The following is an 18018-nucleotide window of genomic DNA, read 5'->3' on the forward strand; positions in this document are numbered from 1 at the left end:
AGTCTTGCCCACACGGCAAGCAGGGATATGAACAGTCGCCCTTTTGTTTATCGCTTTTAGTGATTTGCATATATATAAACATCACTTTTATCGATAACTGCAAACTGCTATCGTCGCCTTCGCTCCCCGGGGAGTGCGCGGCCGTGCGCGCAGAATTGACCAGATGAAGCAGGAAACAACGAGCAGCGGGCTTTTTCCAGACTGACGCCACTGCCCTGCTTCATGACGAAGCCTGAGAACAGGACCTATATGTACGTATACGACGATTACGATCAGAAGATCATCGAGGACCGCGTCAAGCAGTTCCGGGATCAGACCCGACGCTACCTGGCCGGGGAACTGAGCGAAGAAGAGTTTCGACCGTTGCGCCTGCAAAACGGTCTTTATGTTCAGCGCTTCGCGCCAATGTTGCGCGTCGCCGTTCCCTACGGTCAGCTGACCTCTCGCCAGGCGCGCATGATGGCGAAAATCGCGCGTGACTACGATAAAGGCTACGCGCACATCAGCACCCGCCAGAATGTACAGTTCAACTGGCCTGCGCTTGAAGATGTTCCCGATATTCTCGCTGAACTGGCGACCGTGCAGATGCACGCTATCCAGACCAGTGGCAACTGCCTGCGCAACGTCACCACCGACCAGTTTGCCGGTGTGGCGGCAGACGAACTGGTAGACCCGCGTCCATGGTGCGAGATCGTCCGTCAGTGGACCACGTTCCACCCTGAATTCGCTTACCTGCCGCGCAAGTTCAAGATCGCGATCAACGGCTCGACCAGCGACCGCGCAGCCATCGAAGTGCATGACATCGGCCTCGAGCCATTGCGTAACGAAGCTGGCGAACTGGGCTTCCGCGTTCTGGTCGGTGGCGGCCTTGGCCGTACGCCTGTCGTCGGTGCCTTCATCAATGAGTTCCTGCCGTGGCAGGACCTGCTGAGCTATCTCGACGCCATCCTGCGGGTTTACAACCGCTATGGCCGTCGCGACAACAAGTACAAGGCGCGAATCAAGATTCTGGTCAAGGCGCTGACCCCTGAAGTGTTCGCCGCCAAGGTCGAGGCTGAAATGGCTCACCTGCGTGGCGGTCAGACCACCCTGACCGAAGCCGAAGTGCAGCGCGTTTCCCGGCACTTCGTTGACCCGCAATACAAGGCTCTCAGCGATCAGCACGCCGAACTGGCAGCGCTGGACGCCCAACACCCAGGTTTCGCTCGCTGGCGTCAACGCAATGTGCTGGCGCACAAGAAGCCTGGCTACATTGCCGTGACCCTGTCGCTCAAGCCAACCGGCGTCGCCCCTGGCGATGTGACCGACAAGCAACTGGACGCCATTGCCGACCTGGCCGATCGCTATAGCTTCGGTCAACTGCGCACCTCTCACGAGCAGAACATCATCCTCGCCGATGTTGAGCAGAGTGAGCTGTTCAGCCTGTGGAACGAGCTGCGCGACAATGGTTTCGCGACGCCGAACATTGGCCTTCTGACCGACATCATCTGCTGCCCGGGCGGTGATTTCTGCTCACTGGCCAATGCCAAGTCGATCCCGATTGCCGAATCCATCCAGCGTCGTTTCGACGATCTGGACTACCTGTTCGATATCGGCGAGCTGGACCTGAACATCTCCGGCTGCATGAACGCCTGCGGCCACCACCATGTCGGCCATATCGGCGTGCTGGGCGTGGACAAGAAAGGTGAAGAGTTCTATCAGGTTTCGCTCGGCGGCAGTGCCAGCCGTGACGCAAGCCTGGGCAAGATTCTCGGCCCTTCCTTTGCCCAGGAGGCGATGCCGGACGTGATCGAGAAGCTGATCGACGTCTACGTTGAAAAACGTACCGAAGACGAGCGTTTCATCGACACCTACCAACGTATTGGCATTGACCCTTTCAAGGAGCGCGTCTATGCAGCGAATCATTAAGAACAACGAAGTCATCGATGAAACCTGGCACCTGCTGCCCAAGGACACCACGTTTGACAGCCTGTCGAACTGCGACGACCTGATCGTGCCGCTGGCGCTATGGCGCGAACACGCGCACGCCCTCAAGGCACGCGATGGTGGTCTGGGTGTGTGGCTGGACAGCGATGAGGAAGCCGAGGAAATCGGCGAGGACGTTGACCAGTTTCAGGTCATCGCCCTGAATTTCCCGGCCTTCACTGATGGTCGCAGCTTCTCGAATGCGCGCCTGTTGCGCGATCGTTATGGCTACAAGGGTGAGTTGCGCGCCATCGGCGACGTGCTGCGCGATCAGTTGTTCTACATGCGCCGCTGTGGCTTCGATGCGTTTGCGGTGCGTGCCGACAAGGATCCGTATGAGGCGCTGGAAGGCTTGAAGGACTTCTCGGTCACCTATCAGGCTGCGACCGACGAGCCGCTGCCGCTGTTCCGGCGCCGCTGATTCAGGCGTCTCGGCGTCTCGTCCCGGTGCTCAATTAAGATAACTATTGTGCCTACGCTTCGCGCAGGCACGCAGTTCGTGACGCTCTGCGTCACACGGCGATTCTGCGATGTCAGGTGGATTGGCGTTCGGCTCAAGTCACCTTTTCGCCCCTCAGCGACTCACTTTGAGGGACCAAAGTGAGCAAAGTCCCAAGCTCCGTTTCCGGCCCGACTTCGTCGGGTTCCTTCGCCCTGTCACTGATCCGGGGGTCGCCGCAACGGGCCATCCATGGCCCGGTGCGGCTAGCATGGCGTCCTGCCAGGCTAGCCCTGGATCAGCGCCAGGACTCAGCCGTCACTTACGTCGTACTCTGCGTCGTCAGTGCCATCGCGGTTGAAAAGCACTTTAAAACAGTTTGGTTAAGAGCACGGCTCGGGATCTGACGACTATCGTTCCCATGCTCCGCGTGGGAATGCAGTTCGTGACGCTCCGCGTCGCAAAGCGGTTCTGCGCCATCAGGTGACTTGGATTCGACTCAGGTCACCTTTTCACGCACTCCTACCAAAACCGCTGCTGAGTCAAACGTCCCCACCATTTGGTGGCCAATTGATCCGCAGAGGTGGCAGCCGCCATGCCCATGCGCTCCTGCAGGCTCTTGCGTTGCACGTAGTGCAGGTGGAACACGTCTGCGTCCTTGGCTCGCTCAGCCAGGTACTCGTCACTGGTCTTGAGCTCATCGACCAGCAGCTTGTCGACCGCTGCCATGCCCAGCCATACCTCACCCGTTGCCACTTCGTCGATGGACAATTGCGGGCGATAGCTGGCAACGAAGTTCTTGAACAGGTCGTGGGTGATGTCCAGATCCTGCTGGAATTTCTCGCGGCCCTTTTCGGTGTTTTCGCCAAACACGGTCAGGGTGCGCTTGTACTCACCTGCGGTCAGCACTTCGAAATCGATGTCGTGCTTCTTCAACAGGCGATTGACGTTGGGCAGCTGTGCCACAACGCCAATGGACCCGAGGATGGCGAACGGCGCGCTGATGATCTTGTTGCCGATGCACGCCATCATGTAGCCGCCACTGGCCGCGACCTTGTCGATGCACACCGTCAACGGGATGCCCGCCTGACGAATGCGCGCCAGTTGCGACGACGCCAGGCCATAGCTGTGGACCATGCCGCCGCCGCTTTCCAGACGCAGTACCACTTCATCCTTGTCAGTGGCCAGGGTCAGCAGTGCGGTGATTTCATGACGCATGCTTTCAGTGGCCGAGGCCTTGATATCCCCGTCGAAATCCAGCACATAGACACGGGCCTTGGGCTCGGCCTGCTTTTTCTCTTTCTTCAGCGCCTTGCCCTGCTCCTTGCGCAACGTCTTGAGGCGCTCCTTGTCGAGCAATGACTGCTCAAGCCGTTCGCGCAGGCCTTTATAGAAATCATTGAGCCGGGTGACCTGCAATTGTCCGGACGACTTGCGACGGCCCTTGCCACGCATGGACGCAATGGCAACCAGCACCACAACGATGGCGATCACCAGCGTCACGGTCTTGGCCAGAAAACTTGCGTAATCGACAACGAAATCCACGAATATCCCTCATTAGTGTCAGGCCCTTACCAATCAAGGACTGTGATGAATGCAGCATACCGACGCCCTGAGCGGCGCACCAGCCAATGACCCGTTACAAACCATTAAAACGATGATTTCAAACGAGCGTATGTTTTTTCATTGACAGTCCCCCGGCATCCCTCATAACCTCGGTGCACCTTCGGCGTACCGAGAAGAAACGGACGTGGGCAGCATCTACCTGATACGACATGGCCAGGCCTCATTTGGTGCAGACAATTACGACGTGCTGTCGCCCGTGGGTATTCGTCAGTCCCAGGTGCTGGGTGCCTACCTTGCCGAGCAGGGCCTGAGCTTTGATCGCTGTGTGTCCGGTGAGCTGATGCGCCAGAAAGATACCGCCCGGCATATGCTGGGCCAGTACGCCGAAGCGGGCCTTGATACGCCTGATGTGCAGCTGGACAGCGCGTTCGATGAATTCGATGCCGAAGGCGTGATCAGGGCGTTGATACCGGCGATGCTCGAAGACGAACCGCAAGCGCTGGAGATTCTGCGCGACGCCGCCGCAAATCCTGCTGGATTCCAGCGCCTGTTCAACCTGATTACCGGGCGCTGGCTGAGTGGCAATCACGACACGCCAGGGCTGCAAAGCTGGCAGGCGTTCGTTGCGCGCGTCGAAGCAGGCCTGAAGCGGATTCTCCAGGCTGCCGGCCCGCACGAGCGTATCGCGGTATTCACCTCCGGCGGCACCATTACCGCCCTGCTGCATCTCATTACCGGAATGCCTGCATCAAAGGCACTGGAGCTTCACTGGCACATCGTCAATACGTCGTTGCACCAGCTTAAATTCAAAGGCGACGACGTTACCCTGGCTTCCTTCAACGGTTACACACATTTGCAACTGCTGAAGGCGCCGGAGCTCATCACCTATCGCTGAGCCCGGCCAATCGCGTCTTGTTGGACGCTGGCACTCACTCAAAAAGGATCACCACATGACCTCAGTAGCAGACGCCGTACAGACCATGAAAAACAAGTTCAACCCAGCTGCTGCTGCCGGTCTGGACCTGGTCTTCGGTTTCAATATCACCGACGAAGACAAGCAATACGCTCTGATCGTCAAGGACGGCACCTGCGACCTGCAGGAAGGCGAAAACCCGGATGCCAACGTGACTCTGGTCATGGACAGCGAGACCCTCAAGGGCATCGTAAGCGGCGAGACCGATGGCATGCAGGCCTTCATGGGCGGCAAGCTGCGTGCCGAAGGCGACATGATGCTGGCCATGAAGCTCAGCGAGCTGTTCCCGGTATAAACCTGCCGCGCTGCAGGCCGTACTACCTGAAAACCGAAGCCCTGGCGGCTTCGGTTTTTTGTGCGTGCATCTTTCTACAAACCGCAATCAGAGCCACTGATTGTTCGGCAACACGCTAGCCTATAAAGCGCTCATGCGCTTGATCACGAACCGGACGATCATTAGATTAGTCAATAGTTTGCGCTGACCATAATAAACACAAGGGATACGTATGGCACTGACTGACCAGTCCACCGAGATTCGCACAGGCGAAGAACTGGACGCCTCCCTAATCGACGTGTACCTGAAGGCGCACATGCCGGATCTTCACGGCATGCCGACGATCAGTCAGTTTCCGGGCGGCGCATCGAACCTGACCTACCTGCTTCAGTACCCTGAGCGGGAACTGGTGCTGCGTCGTCCACCCTTCGGACACAAGGCGCGTTCGGCGCATGACATGGGTCGCGAGTACCGCATTCTCAATCAGCTCAAGGAAGCCTTTCCCTACTGTCCCGAGGCGTATATGCACTGCACGGACGAGTCGCTGATCGGCTCGGAGTTCTACGTGATGCAGCGCGTCAAGGGGATCATCCTGCGCTCTGACCTGCCGCCGGAACTGGCGCTGGATGCACGACAGACCGAACAGCTGTGCAAAAACTTCATCGACAAACTGGTGGACCTGCATCGCGTCGATTACCAGGCCTGTGGCCTGGGTGACCTCGGCAAGCCGCAGGGCTATGTACAGCGGCAGATTTCCGGCTGGTGCGAGCGCTACGAGAAGGCAATGACCCCGGACGCTCCGGCCTGGGAGCAGGTCCGGCAGTGGCTGGTAGCCAAAATGCCTGCCGACTCACCCACCTCGAGCATCGTGCACAACGACTACCGTTTCGACAATGTGATCCTCGACCCCGCCAACCCGATGCACATCATCGGCGTGCTGGACTGGGAGCTGACCACGCTGGGCGACCCCCTCATGGACCTGGGCAACACCCTCGCCTACTGGATACAGGCTGACGACCCGGCCCCTGTTCAATTGATGCGTCGCCAGCCGAGCAATGCTCCGGGGATGCTGACCCGCCAGGCATTTGTCGACTATTACGCCGAGCGCGCCGGCGTGCGCATAGACAATTTCGATTTCTATTACACCTATGGCCTGTTCCGTCTGGCCGGTATCGTGCAACAGATCTACTACCGCTTTTTTCATGGCCAGACCCAGGACAAACGCTTTGCCCAATTCATTCACATGAACAGGCTGCTGGAGCAGATGAGCCTGAGTGTGATCGAAAAATCCAGCCTCTGACAGCCAGCGCCAAGACAAGGAAATGACATGTCCAGAACCCAGCTTTTCGACCTTGATGGCAAGGTTGCCTTCGTTTCAGGCGCCAGCCGAGGAATCGGTGAAGCCATCGCCAGGCTGCTTGCCCAGCAAGGCGCGCACGTTATCGCCTCGAGCCGCCGGATCGAGGGTTGCCAGGCAGTGGCGGACGCCATCGTCAGCGAGGGTGGCAAGGCAACAGCCATTGCCTGCCACATTGGTGAGCTGGAACAGATAACCCATGCATTCGCGCAGATCCGTCAGCAGTTCGGGCGTCTGGACGTTCTGGTCAATAACGCCGCCACCAACCCGCAGTTCTGCAATGTGCTGGACACCGATCCAGGAGCATTCCAGAAGACGGTCGACGTCAACATTCGCGGCTACTTTTTCATGTCCGTGGAAGCGGGCAAGCTGATGCGCGAAAACGGCGGCGGCAGCATCATCAACGTGGCGTCCATCAACGCGGTATCGCCGGGCGCCTATCAAGGTGTCTATTCGATGACCAAGGCAGCCGTGGTCAACATGACCAAGGTGTTTGCCAAGGAGTGCGCTGAATTCGGCATCCGTTGCAACGCCCTGCTTCCCGGCCTGACAGATACCAAATTCGCATCGGCACTGGTCAAGAACGACGCGATCCTCAACATGGCGCTGTCGCAGATCCCGCTGAAACGCGTTGCCGCCCCCAGCGAGATGGCCGGAGCAGTGCTTTACCTAGCAAGCGAGGCCTCCAGCTATACCACCGGCGTGGCGTTGAACGTCGATGGAGGCTTTCTATCCTGAGAACCGCCTGACTGGCACAAAGAAAGTGAATTAATTTTCCATGGTTAGAATATATGGAATATATTTTCCGCATAACAACAATCCTTTCTGGAGAATGTCATGCGGGAATCCCTTTCCACATCGCCTGCGCAACTGGGTATCGGACTGATCGGCACAGGCTTCATGGGCCGCGCTCATGCGCTAGCGTTCGGCAATGCCAACGCTGCGCTCGACCTGCCTGCGCGCATACGGCTCAGCGCGCTGGCGGATGCCGACAGTGCTCGCGCCGAGCAGTGCGCAAGTGCCTGGGGGTTCGACCGCAGCCACGCTGACTGGCAGCAGTTGATCGATGATCCGCACGTACAGATCGTGGCAATTACCACCCCTAATCATCTGCACTTCCCGATGGCAATGGCCGCTATCGCCGCAGGCAAGGCGGTATATTGCGAAAAACCGCTGGCCGTGAACCTCACCCAGGCCGATGAGATGCGCCGCAGTGCCAAGGCTGCGGGTGTCGTCACCCAGGTCGGCTACAACTACCAGCACAACCCAATGATCGGGCTCGCCAGGGAAATGCTCGAAGCCGGCGAACTGGGCGAGATCGTCAGCTTTCAGGGCGAGTTCAGCGAGGATTTCATGGGCGATCCGGCGTCACCCTGGTCGTGGCGTTGTGAAGCAGCGCATGCGGGCGGTGCGCTGGCCGACCTGGGCAGCCATTTGCTGGCAATGGCTCGTCATTTGCTGGGCGACATCGAAGCAGTCTGCGCCGACGCCAGCACCGTACACCGTGAACGCCCGGCGAGCATCGGCAGCGACCAGATGCGCGCCATTGCAGTGGACGACCAGACCCACGCGCTACTGCGCTTTGCCAACGGAGCACGCGGAACCTTCAGCAGCAGCTGGCTCAAACACGGCTACAAAAACCACCTGAGTTTCGAGATCAGCGGCACCAAGGGCACGCTTTCGTTCGATCAGGAGCGGCTCAACGAACTGCGCCTGTACCGTACAGGCGCGGCGGGACGCGACGGTTTTCAACGTCTGCTGGCCGGCCCTGCACAACCGGGTTACGCCGCATTCTGCCCGGCTCCCGGCCACCAACTGGGCTACAACGAGCTCAAGGCGCTCGAAGTACAGGCGCTCATCCAGGCCGTATGCGGTCAGCGCAGCCGTGGCCCGGACTTCGAAGAAGCGTGGCAGATCGAGCGCCTGGCAACAGCGATACGTGTGGCTGCAGCCGAACAGCGCTGGGTCGCGCTCACCGACATCTGACTTCCTGCAAGCGTTGCACAAGGGGTAGAATGCGCCACGTTCGGGCAGCCATTCTGCCCCCCTGCCGTCCTCGCCATAAGCCCTCTGCCCCATGCCCTTTGAACTCAGCGTTGACCTGACCACCCTCGCCATTCTTGGCGTGGTTGCTTTCATAGCGGGATTCATAGACGCCATCGCCGGTGGCGGCGGACTGCTCACCACCCCTGCGCTGATGACCGCCGGCCTGCCGCCGCACCTGGTGCTGGGCACCAACAAGCTCAGTTCGACCTTTGGTTCAGCGACTGCCAGCTTCACGTTCTACCGTCGCAAGCTGTTTGATCCGCGCCAATGGCTGCATGCAGTGGCCGGCACTGCAGTCGGTGCTGCGCTTGGCGCGGTGATCGCCCATTACCTGCCAGCCGAATGGCTGAACCAGATGTTGCCGGTGATCGTGTTCGGCTGCGGGCTGTACTTGTTATTTGGCGGCACGCCCAAGGCGCCGCTGGACAGCAACGCACCGATCAAAAGGAAATGGCAGTTGCCGCAAGGACTGGGCCTGGGTTTCTACGACGGTGTTGCCGGACCGGGTACCGGTGCTTTCTGGACAGTCAGCACCCTGCTGCTCTACCCGGTGGACCTGGTCAAGGCCAGCGGCGTGGCACGCAGCATGAACTTCGTCAGTAATGCCGTGGCATTGTCGGTATTCATCTTTTCCGGCCAGGTGGACTACATCATCGGCCTGAGCATGGGCCTTGCGGTGATGCTCGGTGCCTACTTCGGTGCGGGCACCGCGATCAAGGGCGGTGCCAAATTCATCCGCCCGGTGTTCATCACTGTGGTTCTGGGCCTGACCGTGCGCCTAGCCTGGCAGCACTGGTTCGGGGGCGCCTGAGCGCTCGGCCAGATACGCCTCGATAAGGTAACGGGCAATCGACCGATTGGCCGGTAACGGCGGCAGGTCATCGACATGAAACCAGCGTGCGTCTTCGATTTCTTCTGCCTGGGGCACGATTTCCCCGCTTTCATATTCGGCATGAAACCCGAGCATCATCGAGTGAGGGAACGGCCAGCACTGGCTGCCCCGGTACTTCAGGTTCTTGATGCGTACCTGCACCTCCTCCATCACCTCGCGATGTACACAGTCTTCGGCAGACTCACCCGGCTCTACGAACCCGGCCAGTGCGCTGTACATACCGGTGACAAAACGCGGTGAACGGGCCAGCAGGATTTCATCACCCCGGGTAACCAGCACGATCATGCTTGGCGAAATGCGCGGGTAAAGCCGCAGGTTGTCGTGCTCGCAGAACATCGCCCGCTCGCCGCGAATCTGCACCGTCGGACGACCACAGGCGCCGCAGAAACGATGCTCCCTGGCCCATGTGCTGACTTGTGCGGCGTAGCCGAGCATCTGAAAAACAGCAAAATCGCCTTCCAGCATGAACTGACGCAGGCCTTGCCAGGCGCAGCCCTCGACGGCAACCGAGCGCTCAAGCACCAGCAGGTAGACCGGCTCCCCGTCAAAATGGCCGATGCCGTGCTCGCTCTGCACCGGCAAGTCCAGCCCGGCCAACCAGCCTCTGGGAAACATCACCCCGTTGGCATCCAGCAGAAAACCCTGATCACACTGGACCACAGCCAAACCGCCAGGGGCCTCGACATCCAGAACTGCAGTTGTCCAACGCTCCGGGCGCGACATGGGAAACTCCTTCGCTCAAACTCGAGCCTTGTCATTTATCAATTATCGAAAACCGGCTTCTGCTTGCTCATCTGCGCAGCCATCGCCAACTTCAGGTCAGGTGATTGCAGCATGGCTGCGTTCCAGATGGCAACGTGTTCGAGACCGTCTTCCACTCTGTGATCACGCATGTAGCTGATCATTTGCTTGGTGCCTTCAATGGCAATGGGCGACTTGCCTGCTATTTCCCGAGCCACCGCCAGGACACCCTGCAACAGACCTTCCGCGTCATCGAAGGTGCGATTGACCAGCCCGATCCGTTGCGCCTCTTCCGCACCGACGGTACGCCCGGTGTAGGCCAGTTCGCGCAGCACACCGTTACCGATGATCCTGGGCAGGCGTTGCAATGTGCCGACATCAGCCGCCATGCCCATGTCGATCTCGCGAATGGCGAACTGCGCGTCGGCCGCTGCATAACGCATGTCACACGCGGAAATCAGGTCGATGGCGCCGCCCAGACAGTAGCCCTGAATCGCGGCAAGAACCGGTTTGCGGCAATTGTCCACGGCAGTGAACGAGGCCTGCATGTCGCGGATCTTGCGCCGCAACAGACGGGCATTACGCCCTGCATCCTTGCTCATCTGACTGGCGACCGAGGCCAGCAATGCCAGATCGATGCCTGACGAAAAGTGTTTGCCCGCCCCGCTGAGCACCACGACGCGAATCTCGTCATTACGCTCTATCCAGTCAAAAATGCCGATTATCTCCGTCCAGAACGACTCGTTCATTGCGTTCAGTTTCTCGGGCCGGTTGATTTGTACGTGAGCAATGTTGTCGGCCAGCTCGACCCGGAAACTTTGATAATCAGTCACGGCGTGATCCTCAGACAGGTTGGGGTGTTCAGGCGCAGGACTATAACAACAGCAACAGATACATCGTAACCGGACTGAAGTGACATTTGCCGGACCCGCAAACCACCCGCCCGGCTATATTGGATATCGCTGCCCCCCTCAAATAGGGGGAACGGTCGCATTACCTGAAGGTCCAGTAATAAGTAATGACAAAACCTGTACGGTTATCAGAGGGCGATACTTGAATACGTCAAAAGCGGCAACCGGCATTGAAGGCCTGGATGACATCCTTGCAGGGGGTCTTTCACGCAGTCATGTGTTTCTTCTCGAGGGGGAACCCGGAACCGGCAAGACAACTGTGGCCCTGCAATTCCTGCAGGCCGGAGCGGCAGCGGGCGAAATATCCCTGTACATCACCTTGTCCGAGACTGAAAGCGAGCTTCGCTCGGGTGCAGCCTCGCACGGTTGGGAGCTCGACGAACATATCAATATCTTCGAACTGACGCCGCCTGAAAGCCTGCTCGATGCCGATCATCACCAAAGCCTGCTGTACTCCTCGGACCTGGAGCTGGGTGAAGCGACCCGGCAAATATTCGAGGTGGTCGAGCGCGTCAAACCTACTCGCGTGGTGATCGACAGCCTCTCGGAAATCCGTCTTCTGGCGCAGAGCTCGTTGCGCTACAGGCGCCAGATTCTGGCCATCAAGCATTATTTCACTCGCTACAACGCGACGGTCCTGCTGCTCGATGACCTGACCACCGAGGCACTGGACAAGACCGTGCACAGCGTTGCCCACGGCGTGATTCGTCTGGAGTCACTGACACCTACTTACGGTGCCGAGCGCAGACGCCTGAAAATCGTCAAGTACCGTGGCCAGAAATACCGTGGTGGTTTTCATGACTTCAACATTGCCGAGGACGGCATCCAAGTATTTCCGCGTCTGGTGGCTGCCGAGCATCGTTCCAACTATGCGCGCACTCAATTGAGCAGCGGCATCAAGGAACTGGACGATCTGCTGGGCGGCGGCATCGAAGGCGGCTCCAGCACTCTGATTCTCGGCCCGGCCGGGACCGGGAAATCGCTCATTTCGCTGGTGTTCGCAGCGCAGGCGGTCGCGCGCGGCGAGCGTGTGGGCCTGTTCATATTCGATGAGGAAATGGGCCTGCTGTTCGAGCGCATGCTCAAACTGGGGATCGACCTGCGTGCGCTGCAGGAAACCGGCAATCTGGTGGTCGAACAGATCGACGCGGCAGAGCTGTCCCCAGGCGAATTCGCACACCGGGTACGGCGCGCAGTCGATAAGAAGCAGATAAAGACCGTCGTCATCGACAGTATCAACGGCTACCAGGCTGCAATGCCGGAAGAAAGCGCGCTGGTTCTGCACATGCACGAGCTGCTGCTCTACCTCAACCGCCAGGGCGCCTCGACCTTCATGACCGTTGCGCAGCACGGGCTGGTGGGTGACATGCGCTCGCCGGTGGACATTACCTACCTGGCCGACAGCGTGATTCTGTTGCGCTATTTCGAAGCGCTGGGTCAGGTACGCCGTGCGATATCGATCATCAAGAAACGTACCGGCACTCACGAGTCCACTATCCGTGAGTACCGCATAAGCTCCAGCGGTTTGAGAATCGGCGAACCGCTGGCGGCATTCCAGGGCGTACTGCGCGGTGTGCCGTCGTACATGGGCGACAAGACACCGCTGCTGGAGGATGACGACCTGTGAGTATTCCAGGTCTGTTGTCAGAGCGCGCGATCATTCTCGCCCCACGCGGGCGGGACAGCCAGATCGCCACGCGTATTCTCGATGAAGCGGGCTACCCGGCAACGGTGGCCCGTGACGTGCCCGAGCTGGTCGGAGAGCTGAGCGCAGGTGCCGGCCTGGCGATAATCGCCGACGAGGCACTGCGTAATGCAGACATGACCCCGCTACTGGAACTCCTCAGCCGCCAGCCAGCCTGGTCGGACCTGCCCATCGTCTTGCTGACCCATCACGGCGGACCGGATCACAATCCGTCCGCGCGCATGGGCAATCTGCTGGGCAACGTGACCTTCCTCGAACGCCCTTTCCATCCCGCGACCCTGGTCAGTCTGGTAATGACGGCGGTGCGCGGTCGAAGACGTCAGTACGAAGCCAGGGCGCGCATGGAGGACCTGCACGAAAGTGAAGGCCGCCTGCAGAATGCCTTGAAGGCCGGCAGGCTGGGCTCATGGGTGCTGGACGCGGAATACCTGAAACTGACCTGTTCGGACATCACCAAAAGTCACTATGGTCGCGACGAGCAGAACACTTTCGATTACGACGACTGGCTCGCCGCCGTGTATTTCGAAGACCAGCCCAGAATGCAATCGGCGTTGCAGCGCAGTCTGGACACCGGTGTCGATTTGATCATCGAATACCGTAACGTCTGGCCGGACGGGTCATTGAACTGGGTGGATGTACGCGCCCGCGCCACTCGCAGCAAGAACGGCCTGGTCGGCTCACTGGCAGGCGTGACTTCCGACATCACCGAGCGCAAACAGGCCGAGTCGCAATTGCGCCGCCTCAATGAAACGCTCGAACAACAGGTTGAAGAGCGAACCTCGCAGCTGCGTCACAAAGAAGAGATTCTCCGTCAGTCGCAGAAAATGGAAGCGGTCGGCCAATTGACTGGCGGGATCGCCCATGACTTCAACAACATGCTGACCGGGATCATCGGCAGCCTGGAGTTGATAAGACGCCGTCTGGCGCGCGGTCGCATCGAGGACCTGAACGGCCTGATCGATCTGGGGGTGACGTCGGCAAACCGCGCGGCCGCCCTGACCCATCGCCTGCTGGCATTCTCGCGGCGGCAGTCGCTGGACTCCAAACCAGTCGAAATGAATCATCTGGTCAATGCAATGGACGAACTGCTGCAACGCAGTGTCAACGAAAGCATTCACCTGCAATTGCGCCTGGCACACGATCTGTGGACCGCAGAAGCCGATCCTAATCAGCTGGAGAGCGCTCTTCTCAACCTGGTACTCAATGCCCGCGATGCCATGCCTGATGGCGGTACGCTGGTGGTCGAGACCTCCAATCAGCAACTGGACAGATCCTTCACCAACGCCTACGAGAACCTGCTGCCAGGCGACTATGTCGTACTGAGTGTCAGCGACAACGGCTGCGGCATGCCTGAAACCGTGATCAGCCGAGCGTTCGATCCCTTCTTCACCACCAAACCCATCGGCCAAGGCACCGGCCTCGGTCTCTCGATGATTTACGGCTTCAGCAAGCAATCGCATGGCCACGTCATGATCAAGAGCGAGGTCGGCGTCGGCACCACCGTACAGCTGTTTTTGCCGCGCTTTAAGGGGCTTGCGGATGAGACCGAGCAGAGTTTCCAGAGCAATGCGATTTATGCCGAGAATGGCGAGACCGTGTTGATCGTCGAAGATGATCCTGCCGTACGGGCGCTGGTCAGTGAGGTGCTCGGTGAGCTGGGCTACACCTTCATAGAGGCCGGAGAAGCGTTGGATGCGGTGCCGATACTGGAATCAGGGCAGCGTATCGATCTGTTGATCAGCGATGTCGGGCTGCCAGGCATGAACGGCAGGCAACTGGCAGAAATTGCCAGGCAACTGCGACCGGAACTCAAGGTACTGTTCATCACCGGGTATGCAGAACATGCAGCGGTGCGCGGAGGTTTTCTGGACACCGGGATGCAGTTGATCACCAAACCCTTTGCGTTCGATCACCTGACCTCGAAAGTACGGGAAATGATAGAAGCCTGAGCAATCCTCAGGCTTCAGGCAGCGCAGGTTCATCCAGTCGACCGCTCTCGGGGCAGACGGGCCGGCGGCTCAGGCCAGCAGTTTCTGAATCTGGGTGTGCAAGGTGTCCATGGTAAAGGGCTTGGCAAGAATCGGTGCCTTCAGCGCGATGGGGCTGCCCGAATCGAGTATCTCCGCCGGGTAACCGCTGATGAAAATCACCTTCAACTCAGGCCGCAGCATGATCGCAGGTTCGGCAATCTGGACGCCCGAGACACCGCCCGGCAGCCGATAATCAGTGATCATCAGGTCGAGATGGGGTTTGGTCGCCAGAATCTCGAAAGCCTGCTCGCCGTTCTCGGCTTTCAGGACACGATAGCCCTCCCCCGACAGATAATCGGCCAGAAGCATCAGGATCAGGGGCTCGTCTTCGACGATTAGTACGACGTTTTCTGCATCAGCGCTCATTGAACTGCCTTTGATCTTATAAATAGCTGCCATTACGACCACGGCACGCGTGGGAGGTTGCGCCTGCCTGCGATTAAACCTGACTGCCGGTGGCGGCGACCTTACAGAGGCAGACAGATGCGAAACACCGAACCCTTGCCCTCTTCGCTTTCCACCTCGATGCGACCGCCGTGAGCCATGACGATCTGATCGGAAATGAACAGCCCAAGCCCCAGTCCGGCAACAGCGTGATTGCTCGACACCCGCTCGAACTGCTGAAAGATGCGCTTCTGGTTTTCGGCCGTAATGCCAATACCTTGATCCCTGACTTCGATGAAAGCCTCGCTGTCCTTGCTGTACACATGCACTTCAATCGGCTTTCGCGCACCGTAGCGCAGCGCGTTGGTCAGCAGATTGGCAATCACCTGCTCAATGCGGAACTCATCCCAGACGCCGATTACCGGCTGTTCGGCAAACTGGGTGATGCTGGAGCCGGCGGCAGCGATCTGTGCGGCAAAGCTTTCCAGCAGTTGCGTGACCAGTTCGCTCAGGTCGAACGGACTCGGTCTGATCGACAGCTTGCCGGTGCGGATCCTTGATACGTCGAGCATGTCTTCGATCAGGCGGATAAGGCTCTGAATCTGTCGCTCATCGCGATCGACCATCGCGCGCAGCTTCTCCATGGTAAACGCGGCGGCGTTGTCCTTGGCCAGGTGCAGCTTGCGCAGCTGGGTTTCCAGAATCAGCCCGTTGAGCGGCGTGCGTACCTCGTGGGACACGATGGACATGAAGTCATCACGCATGCGAATCGCGTGTTCCAGTTCACCCTGGGTCGACTGCAGGCGCTGGAGCAAGGCTTCCTGCTCCTGGCGACTGCGCTCAAGCTCCTCGACCTGTATTTTCATGGCCTTGCGCTGTCGGTAGAGATCGACGAACACGTTGACCTTGCTCTTCACCGCGTGAATATCCAGCGGCTTGTGCAGGAAGTCCACGGCGCCGCTTTCATAGCCCTTGAAGGCGTAATTCAGCTCGCGCCCGGCAGCACTGACGAAGACGATGGGAATGCTTTTGGTCTTTTCCGTGCTGCGCATCATCTCGGCCAGCTCGAAGCCGTTCATCCCGGGCATCTGAACGTCGAGGATGGCCATGGCGAATTCGTGCTGCAGCAGCAGCGATAGCGCTTCGTCCGCAGACAGCGCCTTGTAGACGATCCGATCACCGCGCTTGATGAGCGCTTCCAGCGCCAGCAGGTTTTCCGGCAAATCATCGACGATGAGCAGTTTTGCCTGAATTTCACTTAACATGCGGTTCGTTCCAGCTCGACCAGCAAGCGGCCAATATCGTTCAGGGAAAGGAGGTAATCGGGCGAGTGCAGCGCCAGGCCGGCTTCAGGCATGGTCGACGCCTGAGCCTGCGCGGGGTCCTGAATCACCGTGAAACCACCGTACTTCTTGATCTGCAGCAACCCGTTCGCGCCATCGTTATTGGCACCGGTCAACAGCACGCCAGCCAGTCGCGACCCATAGGCATCAGCAGCGGAACCGAACAGGATGTCGATACTGGGCCTTGAATAAAACACCTTGTCCTCCTGACTCAATGACAAGGAAAAGTCGGACTCCACGGAGACGTGATAGCCCGCTGGCGCAACGTACAACGTGCCGGGCACTATGCTCTCCTTGTCGTCGGCTTCCTTGACCGGAATTGCCAGACGGTTCTGAAACACATTGGCCAACTGGCTATGCCGATCATCAGGCAGATGCAGAACCATCAGGATAGGCAATGAAAAACCCTTGCGCAGGCCGCTGAATATTTTCAGCAGGGCTTCCACGCCGCCCGCCGATGCACCGACCACAATGGCATCCACTACAGGCAGAGAGTGGCTGGGCGCGTCAGCGCCAAACGTGGTTTTCATGATTTGCGGTAAATCCGCTCGGGTTTCACCAGCGCTTCGAAAGCGCCACCATAGGCGGAGAACTCCAGCGTTTCCTTGCTGCCCAGCGCCAGAAAGCCACGATGACACAACGAATCATGGAACAGCCCGAACGCTCGATCCTGAAGCTTTTTGTTGAAATAAATCAGTACGTTACGGCAAGAAATAAATTGCGTTTCGGAGAATACACTATCTGTGGCCAGACTGTGATCGGCAAACGTGACGTTCTCGCACAGCGTCTTGTCGAAGATCGCGTAGTCATAGGCAGACGTGTAGTACTCGGCAAAATCGCGCTGCCCTCCTGCTTTCCGATAGTTCTCGGCGTAGGTCCGCACATTGTCCATGGAGAAGATGCCCTGCTTGGCCTTTTCCAGCGAGCTGGGGTTGATATCGGTCGCATAGATGATGGTCCGCTCCAACAGCCCCTCCTCGCGCAACAGAATAGCCGTGGAGTAGACCTCTTCGCCCGTGCTGCAACCGGCAATCCATACCTTGAGTGATGGATAGGTGCGCAGTACCGGCACCACTTCGTTGCGGATTGCCAGAAAGTGCGAGGGATCACGGAACATCTCACTGACCGGAATCGTGAGAATCTGCAGCAGTTGCATGAACGCTGCAGGATCGTGAAGCACACGCTCCTGCAAGGCGGAGATGGTCGCACAATCGAACTGACGCAGCGCATGGATCACGCGCCGCTTGACCGACGCACCGGAGTAGTCACGAAAGTCGTAGCTGTACTGAAGGTAAATCGCCTCGATCAGCAGCCGCAGTTCGATATCCATGCTTCGATCAATGGGCATGGTACCGCCCGGGCTTGCCATTGCAGACGCCCCTCCATTGAAGC

The 18018-nt window shown here is 58.7% G+C and carries 17 protein-coding genes; 10 read left to right on the forward strand and 7 right to left on the reverse strand.

Going from position 1 to position 18018, the window contains the following annotated elements:
• Window positions 1–249: 249 nt before the first annotated feature.
• Complete coding sequence (locus JOE33_RS01930; protein WP_010429423.1) at window positions 250–1908, forward strand: nitrite/sulfite reductase; 1659 nt, start codon at window positions 250–252, stop codon at window positions 1906–1908.
• The gene (locus JOE33_RS01935; protein WP_010429422.1) at window positions 1892–2386 is read left to right on the forward strand and encodes a DUF934 domain-containing protein; all 495 of its coding nucleotides are present in this window, start codon (window positions 1892–1894) and stop codon (window positions 2384–2386) included. Before JOE33_RS01930 ends, JOE33_RS01935 begins: the two co-directional genes overlap by 17 nt.
• A 540-nt stretch (window positions 2387–2926) precedes the next feature.
• Here JOE33_RS01935 and sohB read toward each other — a convergent pair.
• The gene (gene sohB / locus JOE33_RS01940) at window positions 2927–3949 is read right to left on the reverse strand and encodes a protease SohB (protein WP_003369385.1); all 1023 of its coding nucleotides are present in this window, start codon (window positions 3947–3949) and stop codon (window positions 2927–2929) included.
• 205 nt (window positions 3950–4154) lie between these two features.
• Between sohB and JOE33_RS01945 the strand changes: the two genes are divergently transcribed.
• The 6 genes from JOE33_RS01945 (at window position 4155) to JOE33_RS01970 (ending at window position 9431) form a co-directional block, all read left to right on the forward strand.
• Complete coding sequence (locus JOE33_RS01945) at window positions 4155–4865, forward strand: histidine phosphatase family protein (protein WP_122529019.1); 711 nt, start codon at window positions 4155–4157, stop codon at window positions 4863–4865.
• Between the two features lie 55 nt (window positions 4866–4920).
• A complete protein-coding gene (locus JOE33_RS01950; protein WP_010433839.1) occupies window positions 4921–5238 on the forward strand; it encodes an SCP2 sterol-binding domain-containing protein in 318 nt (105 codons plus the stop codon).
• A 211-nt stretch (window positions 5239–5449) separates the two neighbouring features.
• A complete protein-coding gene (locus JOE33_RS01955; protein WP_010433835.1) occupies window positions 5450–6517 on the forward strand; it encodes a phosphotransferase family protein in 1068 nt (355 codons plus the stop codon).
• Between the two features lie 27 nt (window positions 6518–6544).
• Complete coding sequence (locus JOE33_RS01960; RefSeq protein ID WP_032613997.1) at window positions 6545–7312, forward strand: SDR family oxidoreductase; 768 nt, start codon at window positions 6545–6547, stop codon at window positions 7310–7312.
• 99 nt (window positions 7313–7411) lie between these two features.
• The gene (locus JOE33_RS01965; RefSeq protein WP_010433830.1) at window positions 7412–8560 is read left to right on the forward strand and encodes a Gfo/Idh/MocA family oxidoreductase; all 1149 of its coding nucleotides are present in this window, start codon (window positions 7412–7414) and stop codon (window positions 8558–8560) included.
• A 91-nt stretch (window positions 8561–8651) separates the two neighbouring features.
• Entirely contained in the window at window positions 8652–9431 is a 780-nt protein-coding gene (locus JOE33_RS01970) for a TSUP family transporter (protein WP_209924030.1), read from the forward strand.
• Here JOE33_RS01970 and nudC read toward each other — a convergent pair.
• Together nudC and JOE33_RS01980 are read right to left on the reverse strand one after the other, a co-directional pair.
• Complete coding sequence (gene nudC, locus JOE33_RS01975; RefSeq protein ID WP_054992850.1) at window positions 9399–10235, reverse strand: NAD(+) diphosphatase; 837 nt, start codon at window positions 10233–10235, stop codon at window positions 9399–9401. The two genes, JOE33_RS01970 and nudC, sit on opposite strands and share 33 nt — an antisense overlap.
• A gap of 38 nt (window positions 10236–10273) precedes the next feature.
• Window positions 10274–11086 carry a crotonase/enoyl-CoA hydratase family protein gene (locus JOE33_RS01980; RefSeq protein WP_187625893.1) on the reverse strand — a complete coding sequence of 271 codons (813 nt, stop codon included), beginning with the start codon at window positions 11084–11086 and terminating at the stop codon, window positions 10274–10276.
• Between the two features lie 220 nt (window positions 11087–11306).
• Between JOE33_RS01980 and JOE33_RS01985 the strand changes: the two genes are divergently transcribed.
• Entirely contained in the window at window positions 11307–12791 is a 1485-nt protein-coding gene (locus JOE33_RS01985) for an ATPase domain-containing protein (protein ID WP_187625892.1), read from the forward strand.
• Window positions 12788–14818 (forward strand): response regulator, encoded by a 2031-nt coding sequence (locus tag JOE33_RS01990; RefSeq protein ID WP_187625891.1) that lies wholly within the window; start codon window positions 12788–12790, stop codon window positions 14816–14818. Before JOE33_RS01985 ends, JOE33_RS01990 begins: the two co-directional genes overlap by 4 nt.
• A 69-nt stretch (window positions 14819–14887) precedes the next feature.
• On the opposite strand, the gene JOE33_RS01995 is transcribed toward JOE33_RS01990, so the two are convergent.
• From JOE33_RS01995 to JOE33_RS02010, 4 genes are all read right to left on the reverse strand, one after another.
• Window positions 14888–15265, reverse strand: coding sequence for a response regulator (locus tag JOE33_RS01995; protein WP_003318062.1), 378 nt, complete (start codon window positions 15263–15265; stop codon window positions 14888–14890).
• A 101-nt stretch (window positions 15266–15366) separates the two neighbouring features.
• A complete protein-coding gene (locus JOE33_RS02000) occupies window positions 15367–16548 on the reverse strand; it encodes a hybrid sensor histidine kinase/response regulator (protein ID WP_010433814.1) in 1182 nt (393 codons plus the stop codon).
• A complete protein-coding gene (locus JOE33_RS02005; protein WP_122589707.1) occupies window positions 16542–17156 on the reverse strand; it encodes a chemotaxis protein CheB in 615 nt (204 codons plus the stop codon). The genes JOE33_RS02000 and JOE33_RS02005 overlap by 7 nt, the downstream gene beginning before the upstream one ends.
• Complete coding sequence (locus JOE33_RS02010) at window positions 17153–17974, reverse strand: CheR family methyltransferase (protein WP_025991008.1); 822 nt, start codon at window positions 17972–17974, stop codon at window positions 17153–17155. Before JOE33_RS02010 ends, JOE33_RS02005 begins: the two co-directional genes overlap by 4 nt.
• Window positions 17975–18018 lie beyond the last annotated feature (44 nt).

Origin of the sequence: Pseudomonas sp. PvP027 (assembly GCF_017833005.1) — a bacterium.
Taxonomy (GTDB): domain Bacteria; phylum Pseudomonadota; class Gammaproteobacteria; order Pseudomonadales; family Pseudomonadaceae; genus Aquipseudomonas; species Aquipseudomonas congelans.